12 protein-coding genes are annotated in these 14,379 nt (G+C 43.2%); 9 read left to right on the top strand and 3 right to left on the bottom strand.

The genetic code is table 11. From position 1 onward, the window contains the following. Positions 1–55 precede the first annotated feature (55 nt). Complete coding sequence (locus tag LC1Nh_RS02475) at positions 56–553, bottom strand: hypothetical protein (protein ID WP_153550130.1); 498 nt, start codon at positions 551–553, stop codon at positions 56–58. A gap of 76 nt (positions 554–629) precedes the next feature. On the opposite strand from LC1Nh_RS02475, the gene LC1Nh_RS02470 reads away from it, so the two are divergent. Then, positions 630–1,130 (top strand): hypothetical protein, encoded by a 501-nt coding sequence (locus tag LC1Nh_RS02470; protein WP_153550129.1) that lies wholly within the window; start codon positions 630–632, stop codon positions 1,128–1,130. Between the two features lie 35 nt (positions 1,131–1,165). On the opposite strand, the gene cutA is transcribed toward LC1Nh_RS02470, so the two are convergent. Beyond that, entirely contained in the window at positions 1,166–1,471 is a 306-nt protein-coding gene (gene cutA / locus LC1Nh_RS02465; RefSeq protein ID WP_153550128.1) for a divalent-cation tolerance protein CutA, read from the bottom strand. A 67-nt stretch (positions 1,472–1,538) separates the two neighbouring features. On the opposite strand from cutA, the gene LC1Nh_RS02460 reads away from it, so the two are divergent. Next, the gene (locus tag LC1Nh_RS02460) at positions 1,539–2,030 is read left to right on the top strand and encodes a hypothetical protein (protein ID WP_153550127.1); all 492 of its coding nucleotides are present in this window, start codon (positions 1,539–1,541) and stop codon (positions 2,028–2,030) included. Between the two features lie 12 nt (positions 2,031–2,042). On the opposite strand, the gene LC1Nh_RS02455 is transcribed toward LC1Nh_RS02460, so the two are convergent. Next, the gene (locus LC1Nh_RS02455; RefSeq protein ID WP_153550126.1) at positions 2,043–3,116 is read right to left on the bottom strand and encodes a PQQ-dependent sugar dehydrogenase; all 1,074 of its coding nucleotides are present in this window, start codon (positions 3,114–3,116) and stop codon (positions 2,043–2,045) included. Positions 3,117–3,446: 330 nt separating this feature from the next. Between LC1Nh_RS02455 and LC1Nh_RS02450 the strand changes: the two genes are divergently transcribed. The 7 genes from LC1Nh_RS02450 (at position 3,447) to LC1Nh_RS02420 (ending at position 14,373) form a co-directional block, all read left to right on the top strand. Then, positions 3,447–5,390 (top strand): hypothetical protein, encoded by a 1,944-nt coding sequence (locus LC1Nh_RS02450; RefSeq protein ID WP_153550125.1) that lies wholly within the window; start codon positions 3,447–3,449, stop codon positions 5,388–5,390. Further along, a complete protein-coding gene (locus LC1Nh_RS02445; RefSeq protein WP_153550124.1) occupies positions 5,387–8,998 on the top strand; it encodes a putative Ig domain-containing protein in 3,612 nt (1,203 codons plus the stop codon). Before LC1Nh_RS02450 ends, LC1Nh_RS02445 begins: the two co-directional genes overlap by 4 nt. A gap of 71 nt (positions 8,999–9,069) precedes the next feature. Then, positions 9,070–9,849: a hypothetical protein gene (locus tag LC1Nh_RS02440; protein ID WP_153550123.1), complete on the top strand. Its 780-nt coding sequence runs from the start codon at positions 9,070–9,072 to the stop codon at positions 9,847–9,849. Next, positions 9,843–11,459 (top strand): hypothetical protein, encoded by a 1,617-nt coding sequence (locus LC1Nh_RS02435; RefSeq protein ID WP_153550122.1) that lies wholly within the window; start codon positions 9,843–9,845, stop codon positions 11,457–11,459. Before LC1Nh_RS02440 ends, LC1Nh_RS02435 begins: the two co-directional genes overlap by 7 nt. Before the next feature lie 13 nt (positions 11,460–11,472). Then, positions 11,473–11,697: a twin-arginine translocation signal domain-containing protein gene (locus LC1Nh_RS02430; RefSeq protein ID WP_217907076.1), complete on the top strand. Its 225-nt coding sequence runs from the start codon at positions 11,473–11,475 to the stop codon at positions 11,695–11,697. Positions 11,698–11,711: 14 nt separating this feature from the next. Further along, a complete protein-coding gene (locus tag LC1Nh_RS02425) occupies positions 11,712–13,979 on the top strand; it encodes a fibronectin type III domain-containing protein (RefSeq protein WP_153550120.1) in 2,268 nt (755 codons plus the stop codon). A 70-nt stretch (positions 13,980–14,049) separates the two neighbouring features. Beyond that, positions 14,050–14,373, top strand: a complete 324-nt coding sequence (locus tag LC1Nh_RS02420) for a nucleotidyltransferase domain-containing protein (RefSeq protein WP_153550119.1) — start codon at positions 14,050–14,052, stop codon at positions 14,371–14,373. The last annotated feature ends 6 nt before the right edge of the window (positions 14,374–14,379 follow it).

Genomic DNA, 14,379 nt, shown 5'->3' with positions numbered 1-14,379 from the left:
TGCTTGTCGGATTTGAGTTTCCATAATTACCAGATTTATCTAAAGAGTTATTTTTCTAGTTCTCCGAGAATTTGTATGTGTTCTGGAGTTTTTCCCATGTTTCTATAAGGAGGTCTGAGTGGTCTACTGCTGTGATCATTGAGGGTACTTCTGAGTGTTTGGTTGTGGGTTCTCCTTCGGACAGATTCCCGTTTATTTCCTGGAATGAGTTTACTATCTCTGTGTAGGAGTTAGCGCCTGTGTTCATTATGGTCACTGTGTAGGAAGTATTTCCCCTTTCGTTTTCATTAACTGTTTCGATCGGGAACTTGGTTGTTTCTTCTTCGAAAAATGTGTCTAACTCAGCCTCTGCTTCTCTTACCTGATCTAGCCAGTACTCTGTTTGTCTGTTTTCCAAGGCATGATTTTCAGGGATTCTGATTCCTAGAAGATGGTTGATCTCTTCTTCCAGTGTTAACGCATATCTTGCTCTTTCGAGTGATGAATTCAGTTCGTCGAGGCGATCGAGAAGTTCTTCGCCTGAATACTGGTAGCTATCTAGGTTCAAGGACACGAATAAGACTCAGGCATCAAATTTATTTAATGCTGGTCACAACAACATTTTAAGTTTTAGATGTTCTTTGTTTTGAGTGAACTTTGATCAGGATTTGGAGCATCTTTCGTATGTTGATGAGTCTAAGAATAGCAGGTATAATTCTAGGGCTGTTTTTTCGGATGTTGGTATCGGTGTTGAAGTTGAGGAGTACGAGGGCTTCACTCTGTATGAGTGGAGAGGTGACAAGGATTTTGAAAGTGTTCTTGAGGCTGTTGAGAGATTTTTCCCTCTGCAGAAACCAGCTTTAGGTCTGGTTAAAGAGGAAGGGCGTTTAAGAGATGTGAAAACTGATTTTGAGTCTAAGAAAAAAGTCTATGAGGATAGAGAGGATTGGCAGGAAGGTAGATGGGATGAGTATTCGCTGATTCAGATGAATCTTGAGAATTCCAAGGTTGTCTATGATGAGAAAGAGGGATGTCCAAGGTTGAGAGTTTACGAAATAGGTCAAACAGATGTATTTGAGAAAATTTTCCCTCAAACAGTTTCCGAAAGTTCAGAAAACATTTTGGAAGACATAATAGAGACTCAAAACTGATTGAACTTCTTACATCTCTAGAAATCAAGTCAAGATTATTTCGTGTTTTCCTCTATCCATTTTAGGAAGTCCTGGTTTCCGTCTATTTCTGTGTATTCTATGATTGGTGTTTCGTCAGAATGAATTTCTCTTACTTTATCTATGATTTCTTGCTTCAGGCTTTCTACTGTGTAGGCTTGGATGTTGTAGTATGTTTCGTTGACGATCTCTCCTTTCCAGTGGTACCGTGAGTCGCCATCCACAATCAGTGTTCCAGCAAGGAGTTTTTCTTCCAGTAGTTGGTCGCAGATTTGTTCGGCTTCTTCTTTGGATGTTGCGGAGATCACTGCTTTGATGTGCATTAGTTTCTACCTTTATGGAGTGTGAAGTTTTGATTGATTAAAATATTTTCTTGTTGAATGCGGGTTTATGGGAGAGAGTGTTGATTCTGTTCTGACTGGTTCTGTTGAGAGAGCTTCAGGTATTTTGGAAGGTAATCTTGGTTTTCTTGAGGATGATATTGATGCTTTGACCGGGATTGAGGGATATATTAAGGCAAACAAGAGAGAAGTCTCTGAAGAGATAGAAATAACAAGGAATAGCCTGCTTAACTACCAGGATGATTTAACTACTTTGGAAGATCATGTAATTCACGTGAATGAAGAGTATACTTTGCCGATGGATGTAGATGATGCAGAAACAGTTGTAAAATACCTGGATATAGTGGAAGAAAGGCTTGACCAGCTTGAAAATAGAAGAAAGCACGAACTAAGAAGAATGCCAGATATAATCAGTGATCACACAGTTGAAACGATAAATAACTACTTTGAAGACGAGGAATTCGATGACCCTGTCCTCTACGACATAGATGAGATGCGGGAAAACATCTACGAAGCAAGAGAAAATATCCAGGTGAAATAAACAAACCAGTCTTTAACCGAGAGTTTCCGGATCAACTCTCAATATCTTATCATCTTTCTCTCCAGGATTTCCTCTCCCATCCGTATTGCTGGTTGATATGTAGAGGTCTTCTTCAGGTCCTTTTTCTACGGCGCGCAGGCGACCGTAATCGGTTAGGTGGCGTGAAAGATTTTCCACACTGTTTCCATCTATCTCGGCTTTGTAAAGTGCGTTACCTCTCAGGCCAGCAAAGTAGATACTGTTGTCCATACTGGCTGTTCCTGCCGGCGCCCAGGTATCACTGCCGGAATGTATAACCGGTTGCCTCATTCCTCCTTGGTCCTCATTTCCTTCTATCTCAGGCCAGCCATAGTTCTCTCCTCTTTCAATCCTGTTTAATTCATCTCTACCTGTAGAGCCGTGTTCGGTAGCCCAGAGCTGGTTGTCTATCCATGTAAGTCCCTGAGGATTTCTGTGGCCGTAACTATAGACAGCGTTGTCAAAAGGATTATCTCCCGGTATGCTGCCGTCCGGGTTTAGTCTCAGGATTTTACCAGCGTATCTACTGGTGTTCTGCGCCCATTCCGGGTTTGTTGCGTCTCCTGCTGTTATATAGAGTTTTTTATCCGGTCCGAACTCTATCCTGCCGCCGTCGTGGTAAGGTGCGCCAGGCAATCCTTCGATTATAATTTCTGAATCAGTTAAACTGTTCTCTTCTAATCTGTACCTGACTACTCGGTTTTCAAGCATATCTCCGTCTTGAGTGGTCATGTACAGGTACAGCCGGCGGTTTTCCGTGAAGCTCGGATGGAGTGCTATTCCCAGGAGTCCACCTTCGCCTCTGTGTTCGACTCCTTGTATCCTGTAAGTTCTCTCGAGGCTGCCGTTCTCTCGTTCGACTAAAACCAGATTCCCGGGACGCTCCGTCACAAGCATATCTCCGTCAGGGAGAAATTCGATACCCCATGGCACATCCAGGTCCTCAGCTACCACAGACACATTTCGGTCTTCAACCTCTGGAGTACTATTTTGAAGGGATTGAAGGCTGAAAACTGCTATAGCTAGGGAAAGTAGGATAATACCGGCGTATAGGATTTTTGAGTTCATAGAGATGTTTGGAGTTTGTACAGGTTAAAATACTGACCAGAATCACTGCAACAATAGGCGAATATTCAGGATATTTTGACACATTGATGCCGGAAAGTTATGTTAGATCAACAGTTTTCCGATATAACCTTGGAAGAGGTTATGTTCAGAGAAAAATCAACTATTTGAGCTTTAGAAGCCAGATAACGGTGTAGAGTTGTGTATATAGTATAATGCAACTGATGTTTTAATCTGGTTTTATTTTATGTTTCTTAAAAAATCGTGACTACAGGCAACTATATAAGTTTTTGTTACTTAATAATTGTAAATAGGGGAGAGGGTTTTTACTAAATGATTCCAAAAAATCCATTGTCTGGAAATGAAGATAACGGAGAATCTAGTTATACCAATATAAATATAGATAGAAGAACTATGGTAGCCGTAGGTGCGCTTGCCGCAGCTTCAGGTATTTCAGTCTACTTAGGTGGAAGGAGACAAGATGATTCTGATGGTTTGCCTGGATCCAAAGATCCGATGGATCTTAACTCTTCGAAGCCTAAGACTGCGGCAGATGAGACTGGGAGTGTTGGTACGAGTAGAGACGATGGTTTAGTGTTAAATTATGATAGCGGGAGCTTGGAAGAGTATTTCTTTGGCAGTATTTCCGACAATGATCACGTAGATGATGTTCAGGAGCATTTCTTTGAATCCGGACATGAGACAGTTCTGGAGAGCAGTGAATACATTGATTCGGGTTCGGAGGCGCTTAGCGCGCAGGAGGCGTATGAAACAATTCATGACGGATTCTTTGATGAAACTTACCTTGATGAAGATGGAACAAGTCTTGATGAAGGCGCTATAAGCGACGCCTTTAGCGGAGAAATCAATATCACCGACCTTCTCGTCGACAACGAACAGCACCACTCGTCTTCAAACTCTAGAACCGAATTCTACAGGGCTTTAAGCTCTGTATCAGAAGATGAAGCTAGAGATACAGCTGAAACATTGAAAGACTTGGAAACTGCTTCCGAATGGTACGACAACAATGTCAGCACCGAAACAAGTACTAGCTCAGAGTACGAACCAGACTTCGAGTTCGGCAAGTTCATCGACATCTACGACGATGTAGTACAAAACGGACAAACCGAACAGTTGATGAACCGTGTCCAGGAAGAGAACATTGAGGCATTCCAAATAGTTGAACAAGCCTACGATGTAGGACTAGCCTATGAAAACTCCGACCAATCTATTCAAGACGGAGATCATACAGTTCAAGATGGATCCAGATACATCCTTGCCGGAGTACTAAACAAGGACCAAGAGATAAGCGAAACCGAAGTAGAATGGATGAACCATAGAACAGACAACAAAAGTAGCTTCGAACTACCAGATAATCCATACGAAGACGACTGGTCAGGAGATGGTGTAGATAACGATACAATTATCGGGCTTGGTAGAGGTCCGAATGAACAAAACTATAACATGAATCCTATGCGGAGTTACGGAGCCTTCAACGAAGATGACAACTTGAAGGATATTTCAATCTCCGATGAAGGAAAAGTCAAAATAAAAAGGAGATCCGACATAAACGACAGAACTCTAACAACAACTCTAGACTTCAAAGACTGGAAAAACCACAGAGACGGAGCCTTCAAAACCGCCAACAAACTAATCGAAGATTCAGACAGCCATTACCACCTCAGGAATCCATTATTCAACGAAAACAGCTTAGGAAGAAGAGTAGAGAAAATACTAACAGGCTCCCGGGAAGATGTCTTTGAAGACCTGGTCGTAGACATGCACAACCTTGCTACGATGTTCCCAGAAAACAACAGCAAGGTCCAAAAAATTGCTGAAAAAGCATTCAATGACCGGCTTGAAGATAGAAAAGAGAAATTCAATATTCTAGAATCCTCCACGGCAATATACAATATTGCCCATGAATACATGACGGAAGACAGCTCCGAATTCAAAGACAGAGACTTAAACGAAGAAGCCTTCGACTACTTAGAAGCAGCGGCAGCCCCAGTCAAAGAACTAGGAATAACCAGAGAAAACTTCATAGACAACTTAGCTCCTATAGATGAAATAAAAGAAGAGCAATTCAGCGACATCATGGAATACCTAGAAAAAAGAGGCAAACCATTCGACAAAATGCCAACAGAAGTAATCAATCAAGAAATCGGCAGCACAATCTCATCCAGTTCAAATGACGATGATGAAGACGACGATTCCGGAGGCGGCGATAATGGCGGTCTACAGGGCGGAGAAGACAGAGGAGGCGGAGTACAATGAAAAGAAAAATAGGCAGCAAAATAGGTTTACTGATAGTGTTTGCAGCTGCATTAACAAGTGTTGCAGCAGCTCAGGCTACGATAAATTATGATTATAATGTCGATGATGTCGAGGTAATGGCGTTCAACTGCCTTAACTCGACCGACTGCAGCAATGTCGGAGATTTCGGAGGAAACATTCTGGACTCAGGCACCACCAGTAATGGAGAGATAACTATCGATTACCCCGCAGAGCTCCAAGACCATGGCTACGCAGTCTACCATGTATCACCAGGATATGTGCCTGTAGAGGCATACGCAGACTGGAGCTGTGGTGGTTCAGGATCATGCGGTGGAAACACTACGGATGTCCAATTCGAGAAGATTTCACAGTGCTCAGCTACAGTCGATTCATTTTCAGTTACCAACGATGTTTATGCCAATGAACCGTTGACGGTAGACGTATCTGCGACTGCAGAATCAACGGTTTCCAGTGCTTTCGAGGAAGCAGGGCCTGTAGATCATGTACCTGAGGCATACAAGGATCAGTACTACTCCGCTAATACAAATATCAGTCTAGAAGTAACTGATACGGATGGAAACCCTGTTCACACTGCCGAGCAGCAGAAGAACATCTACATGAATGAGACCGACCAAGTCGAGTTTGGATGGACTCCAAGCAAGTCAGAGAACTACACTGTCCAAGCGTCAACCGAAGTAATTGACCCACAGTGCAGCAGCACCAACATACTTTCCACAGACAAGGAACCCATCACAGTACACGAGGAAAGACCGCAGAACGAGTACTACACCTTAATCAACGACCTAGACATACAGGACAACCATCCAAAAGCAACACAGCAACAGACATTCACTTACAGCAAGATAAGCAACTACGCCGACAACGATTACGACAAAACTGCAGTGAAGACTGATGTAAACTACACTGTAAGAGACAGTGACGGTCAAGAAGTAAACTTCAGCACCGAACAACTACCTGCTAACCAAAACGAACAGGATGCAGAATCATTCTCATTCAGCTGGACTCCAAAGAGCGCAGGAACATACACTGTAGAAGTTGCCGGCGAATCAGTCCAAACAGAAGGCGAAAACCCTCCTACCTCTCCAGATACTGCCAACCTAGAAATAGATGTAGCCGAAGAACCAAAATGGAAAGTAGAATTCAACGTAGTAGACACAAACGGAGACCCAGTAAACAATGCAGAAGTCAAAATAAACGATAGAACAAATCAAACAGACTCCAACGGAAACACAGAGATCACCAAACTGACTAAAGGCAGCTACACATTCAATGTCTCCAAGACTGGATATACAACGAGCAGCGGCTCATTAACCATAGAATCAACCACCTCAGATCCTTTACAAAAATCAGTAGTAATCCAGAACAACAACACTGCTCCAAAAGTACTTGATATCCCTAACAAGAAAATAGTCGAAGGAGACACCAACAACGATATCAACCTAGACAATTACGTATCAGACCAGCAAGACCTGGCATCGGAGATTAGCTGGACATCTAATGGAGCAGAAGACAACCAAAACCTAGATGTCAACATTGATCCGGATACACACGACGTAAACATAACTTCAACCAGTGGATGGACAGGCACAGAATCGATCACCTTCACAGCCACCGATACTGCAGGAGCAACAGACTCAGACTCGATGACAGTCACAGTAACTGAGAAAAATACAGCTCCAACAGTCTCCGAAATACCAGATGTAACACTTGACGAAGACACCACAGAATACGATTATGTGAACTTAGTGAACTTCGTATCCGACGCAGAATCAACATACAACAACCTAGATGTATCAATAGATGTCTCCTCAGACAAATGCGGCGTCAGCATCGATGAAAACGAGATAGACATCGCACCAAACACCAACTTCCACGGAACATGCACAGTAACAGTCCAAGCAACAGACCCTTACGGCGCAACAACCAGCAACAACTTTGAAATCACAGTCAACCCCGTAAACGACCCGCCAACAATCACATCAAACCCACAAACCACTGTAGACGCATACACACAGTACTACTACCAGCTATCCGTAAGCGACCCCGACAACGGAGCAGCATCATTCACATACACGAAAGAACAAGGACCTGCCAACATGACAATCAATCAAAACGGAGAGGTAACCTGGACACCAACAAACAACAACGCCGATAACTCACCACACCAAGTCACACTAAATGTATCAGATGGAACAAACAGCACCACACAAAGCTACAGCTTGACAGTAAACAAAGCACCGAAAAACCAAATCCCTCATCCAGAGATAACAGTCAATAAAACAAAAGGAAAAGCACCACTAACAGTAAATTTCAACGCTTCAAACAGTGCAGACCCTGATGGAAGCATAACACAGTACAACTGGAGCTTCGGAGAAGGAGGCAAAGCAAACGGCATAGAAACCAACTACACATACACACAACCAGGAAACTACACAGCAACCCTGACATTGACAGACGACAACGGATCAACAGCAACTGAATCAGTGCGGATAGAAGTAACAGGAAACAACGCTCCAAGCTTCACATCAACCAGCTTCAAAACAACAGCAACCGTCAACCAACAATACACCTACGATGCCCAAGCCACAGACCCAGACGGAGACACACTAGAATACTCACTCAACACTGCACCGCAAAGCATGAGCATAAACAACAACACCGGTAAGATAACCTGGACCCCAAGCAACACCGGAGAATACAAAGTCGAAATCCAAGTATCAGATGGAACAGACACAGCAATCCAAAGCTACAACATCACAGTATCCTCCAACTCAGACAACGACGGAGGCGGCGACGATGAAGACTCAGGCGGCTCATCCAGCGGAGGAGGCGGTGGAGGTGGTGGAGGCGGCTTCGGAGGCAGCTTCACCACAACAGATGAAGAAGAGGAAGAAAGCATTGAAGAAAGAATCCAGACAGGAGACAACGAAGTAGACCTGGATATAGAACCAGGGATAGATGACAGTTACAACCTGACATTCAATGTCTCGGAAGACACAAACATCACCACAAGTGTAACCGGAAATGTATCCGAAATCGTGTCAGTACCGGCTAACTTCACAGCTAAGAAAGGAGAGAACAACCTGCCTCTCCAGATTAACGGCTCAGTACCTGGAAATTATACAGGCAACCTGACACTTCAGTGGAACAACCAGACACTGAACATACCACTGAACCTAAATATCGAGGATACAGGAGCAAGTGACTACAGCGTCGCAATACTCCACAAATCAACCGCAGATGAGAGGATAAGCTACGATGTCAAGCTCTGGGACGAAGAAAAACCAGACACATCCAACCAGGTCAGCATAACAACCAGCGTGATCGACAGTGAAGGCGATGAGGTCTACCGCAACACAGAGACAGAGAGGATCTACGATGTACTGGTAAGAAACTACAGGACCAGCATCCTGCCAGAAGGAGAATACACAGTCACCGCAACAGTCACAGATGATGGAGAAGAATTCACCGGCAGCAGAACCATCCAACTAGGACCAAGCGAAACAATAACAGGTCAATTCACATCATCGAATAGTTTAGGCAGCCTTTTCCAAGACATCATTGACAGCATCAGCAACCTGTTCTAGCTACTATATTATTCTTCTTTTCCTTTCTATTGACCGATGGGTTTTAATCCAAATAACACCGAATAAACCTTGTGGCAGTTTGGAAAGGACAGTCCTCAATCGAATACCTGGCAAACTACGGTTGGATGGTTGTAGCAGTAGCATTGATAAGCGGCACGGTATACACCCAGATACCAGACCCATGTAACCTTGAACCCCAATCACTTGGCACAAGAGATGTAAAAATCTCTGAGATGGGTATAACCACAAGCCAAGAACTAGCATTATCCCTTCAAAGCATGGTAGCAGAAGAAGTAGTAATCGACCAGATAATCATAGAAGGAAACGAAACACTGTACAATAATCAAAGTAAAGCACTTTATAGAAGCAGCGAACCATTCAACTTAGGTGGAGCAACTAAAACAGAAGAATGCAACGATTTCACATTTACAGTAGTCTACGACCGTGCAGAAGTACCTAACATCAAGCAAACAACGGATATCAGGCTGCCAGTACAACTGGACAGCATCCAGATACCTTACCTGTTAATCGGCGGGGGCGAAATCAGTTCCCTTGAATCAAATTCTACATTCCGAGCTACGAACTCAGATATCTGTCTAGGCGGAAACTGCGGGGACTCCGGTCCAACAGACGACAACCGTGTAAGAGAATATGTCAACCGTAGCGGAGATGAGATGACTGGAGCCCTCGAAACCAACTCGGTAGAATGGGGTTGCATAGGTGGAAACTGCGGCGTCGAAGAGGGAAGCCTCGAAGGATATGTAAGTGAAGAAAACAATACCGTTGATGGAACCCTCAACCTTACAGAAATAAAACCAGACAACAACCTCTGCATGGGACAAACATGCTAAACAACAAAATACTCGTATTAACCCTGATCACCGGTCTTCTAGCAGTTCCAGCAGCCGCAGACCTAGAATTCCGAGACCCAGACCCAGTCCAATTCTACACAGACATACAACTAAACGACGGAACCACAATCGAAGGACTACCCAACCCAGGATCAACATCAGCACCAATGACCAAAGGATACGCAGACAGCACATACCTCAACAAAGAAGGAGACACCTTAAACGGCAGACTAAACGCTAAAAGCAACAACATAACAGGACTACCAACACCACAATCCAATTCAGACGCAGCACCCAAAAACTATGTAGACAACCAGTTAAACGGAATATCAGGAAGCCAAAACCTTTCACAAATACTCAACGAAGGCAACAAAGCCAACACAACAATCAACATGGGAACAAACAAAATAACCAACCTCAAAAACCCGGAAAACTCACGAGACGCAGCAAACCTCAACTGGACACAAAACAACTTCGTAAGAGCAAACGGCGACAGCATCAACGGATCAATAGACCTACTAGGCACAAACAACATAATAGCACCAGATCAGATAATGACAGGCGGACAAAACATCCAAATCATAGACACAAACAACAACCAAGACATTTTAAGACTCAAAGAAGGTGGAAATGTAGAAATACCAAACGGCAACCTAGACCTGAACGGAAACCAGCTTGTCAACCCCAGCAGAATCGAATACATGGATAACGACGGAGACGGCAACTCCTGGATAGGAAGAGAATACTCAACAGACGGAAGCTTCAGATTCTACGACGATACAAACGTAAACCTCATAATGCGGCAAAACGGAAACATGGAAATACCAAACGGAAAACTAACAGTAAACAACCCTGGAAACGGCGATATAATCGATGCATCAGCCGCCAACGCAAAGTTCCTGGTAACAGAAGAATCAACATCAACATACTGGGCAACCCACAACATCACCGACAACGGATACAACATAGGAACAAACAGCGGATCAAGAAACATCAAACTCCAACCCGGAGAAACCAACACATTAACAGCAAAACCAGGAGGAAACATAGAAATACCGAACGGCGATTTGGATATAACCCAATCTAGTAGTACTCCTCTAACCCTGGAAAGCACAGAATCAAGCAATAATGTCAATATTCGTTTCCAGAGAAATAGTAACGATCTCTACAACTTAGGTTACTCAAACAACAAGAATGGTCTCTCCATCTTTAATTTCAACACAGGAAACGATGAAATTATCATTCCAGATAGTGGGGGTGTCGAAGTCCCCAACGGAAATCTTGACATAGCTAGTCCGGGCGTCAGTGGAACAGCGTTAGATGTTGGTGGAAACATGAGATTAAACTCCGGAGCTTACATAGATTTAGGAGGCACAAACTGGAGAATAGAAGATCAAACTGGTAGTAATAACAGGTTAGTAATCCATGACAAAGTTGGAACAAACGAGCATTTAATGTATCTTAATAACGGCGGCAGCATAGAAATACCGAACGGAAACCTAGATTTAAACAAAAACGAAATCAAAAATGCAGTCTTAGACAAAAGAGACTGCAGCAGTAACGGTCCTTCCACAACAGGACAAATCGTATACTGCACAAACTTAGACTAAAAGAGGTACAATGATGGGAGAAGAAAAGACTTCACGCAGAGAATTCCTGAAAGTACTCGGCTTAGGTACAGGCGCCGCAGCACTCTCTCTATCTTCTCTCCCAGGCATGATAGAACAACTACTACAAACCTTCAACAAGAGAAAAACTAATTTAGACCTATCTGAAATTGATGTGAGACGAACTGATCCTCAAAACCCTGAAAATCACAAAATCTGGTTTAGGAAAGATTTAAGTTGATTTAGTGTGTTTAGATGGCACTGAGTAATGTTTTGGATGATTTTGAGGATAATGATCTTGCTGAGTGGAATAATGTTAGTGGCTTGAATACAGACTCTACTTCTTATTCCGGTTCTTACAGTGCGCATGGAGACCATGGAACTAATTATGATAATTATTTGATGGCTGAACGGGGTTTTGGCGAAGAAATAAGCAAGTTCCGAATATATTATAAGGAGACAAGTAATAGCCATGGGGCAGCTTACCAGTTGTTTGATAGTTCCGGAAACCGTGTTTGTGGTTTTGGAACTACTAATCCTGGCTGGACATATACGGACGGTTCATCAGGAGTAGATGCCTACTCAAGCTCTAATTATAATGATTGGCATGAGGTAACTTTGACTTTCGACTACAGTGCTGGAACATATGATATCAGGTGGGAAAACCTGTCAACCGGAACAGTCAAGAATTACACAGCCAACTTAGACACAAACAACCCTGTCACCAGCATTGAAATAGTGAATGTTAATCAGCCAGAAGATATCGCCGATCAGACAATGGATCAAAATACTTGTTGTGGCGCTGCATATGATCATTGGACAGACTACATCCAATATGAACCTCGTGTAAGTGCTCCTTCCCAACCGCAGAATGTTTCTGTAACTGTCGATGCCAATGACCAGATCACAGTGCATTGGGATGAACCAGATGATTGGGGTGGCGAGCGTGGCGATTACAATGTTGACATTAATCGTGATGGAATGGGGTATACAAATCCGAGAGGCGCTCCTAATCTAATCAACGACGATGGCTCCACATCTTACTCGCAAGCTTACACTCCCAGTAGTGATGAACCCTACGATAGAGTGGTCGGCATCGACTCTTCTTTCAAGTTCCGTATCCGCGCTCAAAACAGTGCGGGAAACTCTTCGTGGACATACTCCTCGACGGTCTACACAGAACCTATTCCACCGCATAAGCCGTCAGTATCAAGACCTGATGCTAATACATTTGAATTTAAATGGACTAATAAAACTGATCAAGCGAGCTTAGGTAGCATAAGTACTACTTTAGTTCTTCGCGAGGATACTGGTTCTGGATACGGGAACTGGCAGCGTTTCTGGGGGACGGATGTAACAAGTAAAGGTGACACACAGACTCTTACAATAGATACAAATACTACATTAGAGGCAGATATGTCGGGCGAAACCTTGAATGAAGATGCTCGTTACCAGTTTAAGATCCGATACTGGAATGGTAGCTCTGGGTCTGAGAATGTTCACTTCGACTACGGTAATAATGGTAATGTCTATTTTGAGGATGATTTTGAATCTGGAGACCTGAGTAATTGGGATTCTACTACTGGAGCGAATGTAAGAAGTGATAGTGGAAATGGAGATCTTGGTATAAGTGGTGCTGATCAAGGTACTTACTGGGTTGATTTGACACAGGATATCGATAATGACGGTAACTTGATTCAGAAGAATCTCGGTGATCTTTCAGGTGAATCGGATGTTATCGTTAAGTGTGTGATGGCGACAGGTTCAATGGATAATTCAACTGAGTGGACTGTTATAGACTGGTATGATGGCTCTTCCTGGCAAGAAATAGTTGCACATGGCCATGAGTACAACAAGCAAGGATGGGTTGAAGTAAGCGCTTTAGTCCCTAATTCTTACCTTTCTACCGATAATAGAATTAGACTAGGTGGTCGTGGTGGTCTTGGTGGAGCAGATTTCCATGGATTTGATAGAGTGGTTATCTCGGATATTCTCCATGAGTACACTAAGCCTGCTGCTCCTACTAACTTGGTTTCTCGAGCTACAGGTAGCGGGGAATTAGAGCTTGGTTGGACGGATAATGCTTCGTTTGAGGATCAATATGAGATTTTTTACAGGCAGACAGGTGCTTCCAGTTGGACTGACGATCAAACTATCTCTTCTGATTCGGAAAAAGCTACAATTACTGGTCTTCCAAACGCTACACGATATGAATTGAAGACTCGGGAGGTTGTTGAACAGCCACGGAACGGGAGTGTCAATGAGTGGTGGTTCCATGATAATATTCATCCTAATATCTCTACCCCTCTTGGAGCTACCAAGCTGAATACTCCTTCTGGCAGTATTGAGGTTCCTGTGTTCGATCTTCAGGATGTTGATAGAAGCTTTATGCGTTTGTCGACTCCTAGTGGAACCGGTGCCTTAAACTTTGTTGACCCAAGTAATGCTGATTTGGATCAGATCAGGGTTAACACTGAGAGTTACGGTGTGCAGGGATTGAGTAGTGAAGTTGAGAATGAGTGAATACTTTGAATAAAAGGGGGGCTATGTTTTGGGTCAACCTTATATTTTTCAGTCGTTGGTTATTGTTTGTATGAAGCTTGCTTCTGAGGAGGATATACAGGATTTTGCTGATGATGTTAGAGATGTCTTGGGCGATAAGGTAGAGGAAATTATTCTGTATGGGAGTTATGCCCGTGATGATTATACTCCAGGAAGTGATATAGATGTAGTTATTTTGGTTAATGAAGAGCAGAGAGAAGATGAAGAAAAAGTCTTTGATATAGTAGAACGGTATATGGCTGAAAGGGACTTGATGTTCTCTCCTCGGATTTACGAGGAAAATGAGTTTAGATCTAAGGAAGAAAGAGGCTATAGCTTCCACACAAATGTGACTTCAGAGGGAATTACACTATGAGTCAAC

The organism is Candidatus Nanohalobium constans (assembly GCF_009617975.1).
GTDB classification, from domain to species: Archaea; Nanohalarchaeota; Nanosalinia; order Nanosalinales; family Nanosalinaceae; genus Nanohalobium; species Nanohalobium constans.
This window is presented reverse-complemented; position numbering and strand designations above follow the sequence as displayed.

Bases quoted from the DNA above. Each gene is read 5' to 3' on its own strand.
- LC1Nh_RS02460 (WP_153550127.1), top strand. From the start codon at position 1,539: ATGGGAGAGAGTGTTGATTCTGTTCTGACTGGTTCTGTTGAGAGAGCT.
- LC1Nh_RS02425 (WP_153550120.1), top strand. From the start codon at position 11,712: ATGGCACTGAGTAATGTTTTGGATGATTTTGAGGATAATGATCTTGCT.
- LC1Nh_RS02435 (WP_153550122.1), top strand. From the start codon at position 9,843: ATGCTAAACAACAAAATACTCGTATTAACCCTGATCACCGGTCTTCTA.
- cutA (WP_153550128.1), bottom strand. From the start codon at position 1,471: ATGCACATCAAAGCAGTGATCTCCGCAACATCCAAAGAAGAAGCCGAA.
- LC1Nh_RS02420 (WP_153550119.1), top strand. From the start codon at position 14,050: ATGAAGCTTGCTTCTGAGGAGGATATACAGGATTTTGCTGATGATGTT.
- LC1Nh_RS02445 (WP_153550124.1), top strand. From the start codon at position 5,387: ATGAAAAGAAAAATAGGCAGCAAAATAGGTTTACTGATAGTGTTTGCA.
- LC1Nh_RS02455 (WP_153550126.1), bottom strand. From the start codon at position 3,116: ATGAACTCAAAAATCCTATACGCCGGTATTATCCTACTTTCCCTAGCT.
- LC1Nh_RS02430 (WP_217907076.1), top strand. From the start codon at position 11,473: ATGGGAGAAGAAAAGACTTCACGCAGAGAATTCCTGAAAGTACTCGGC.
- LC1Nh_RS02450 (WP_153550125.1), top strand. From the start codon at position 3,447: ATGATTCCAAAAAATCCATTGTCTGGAAATGAAGATAACGGAGAATCT.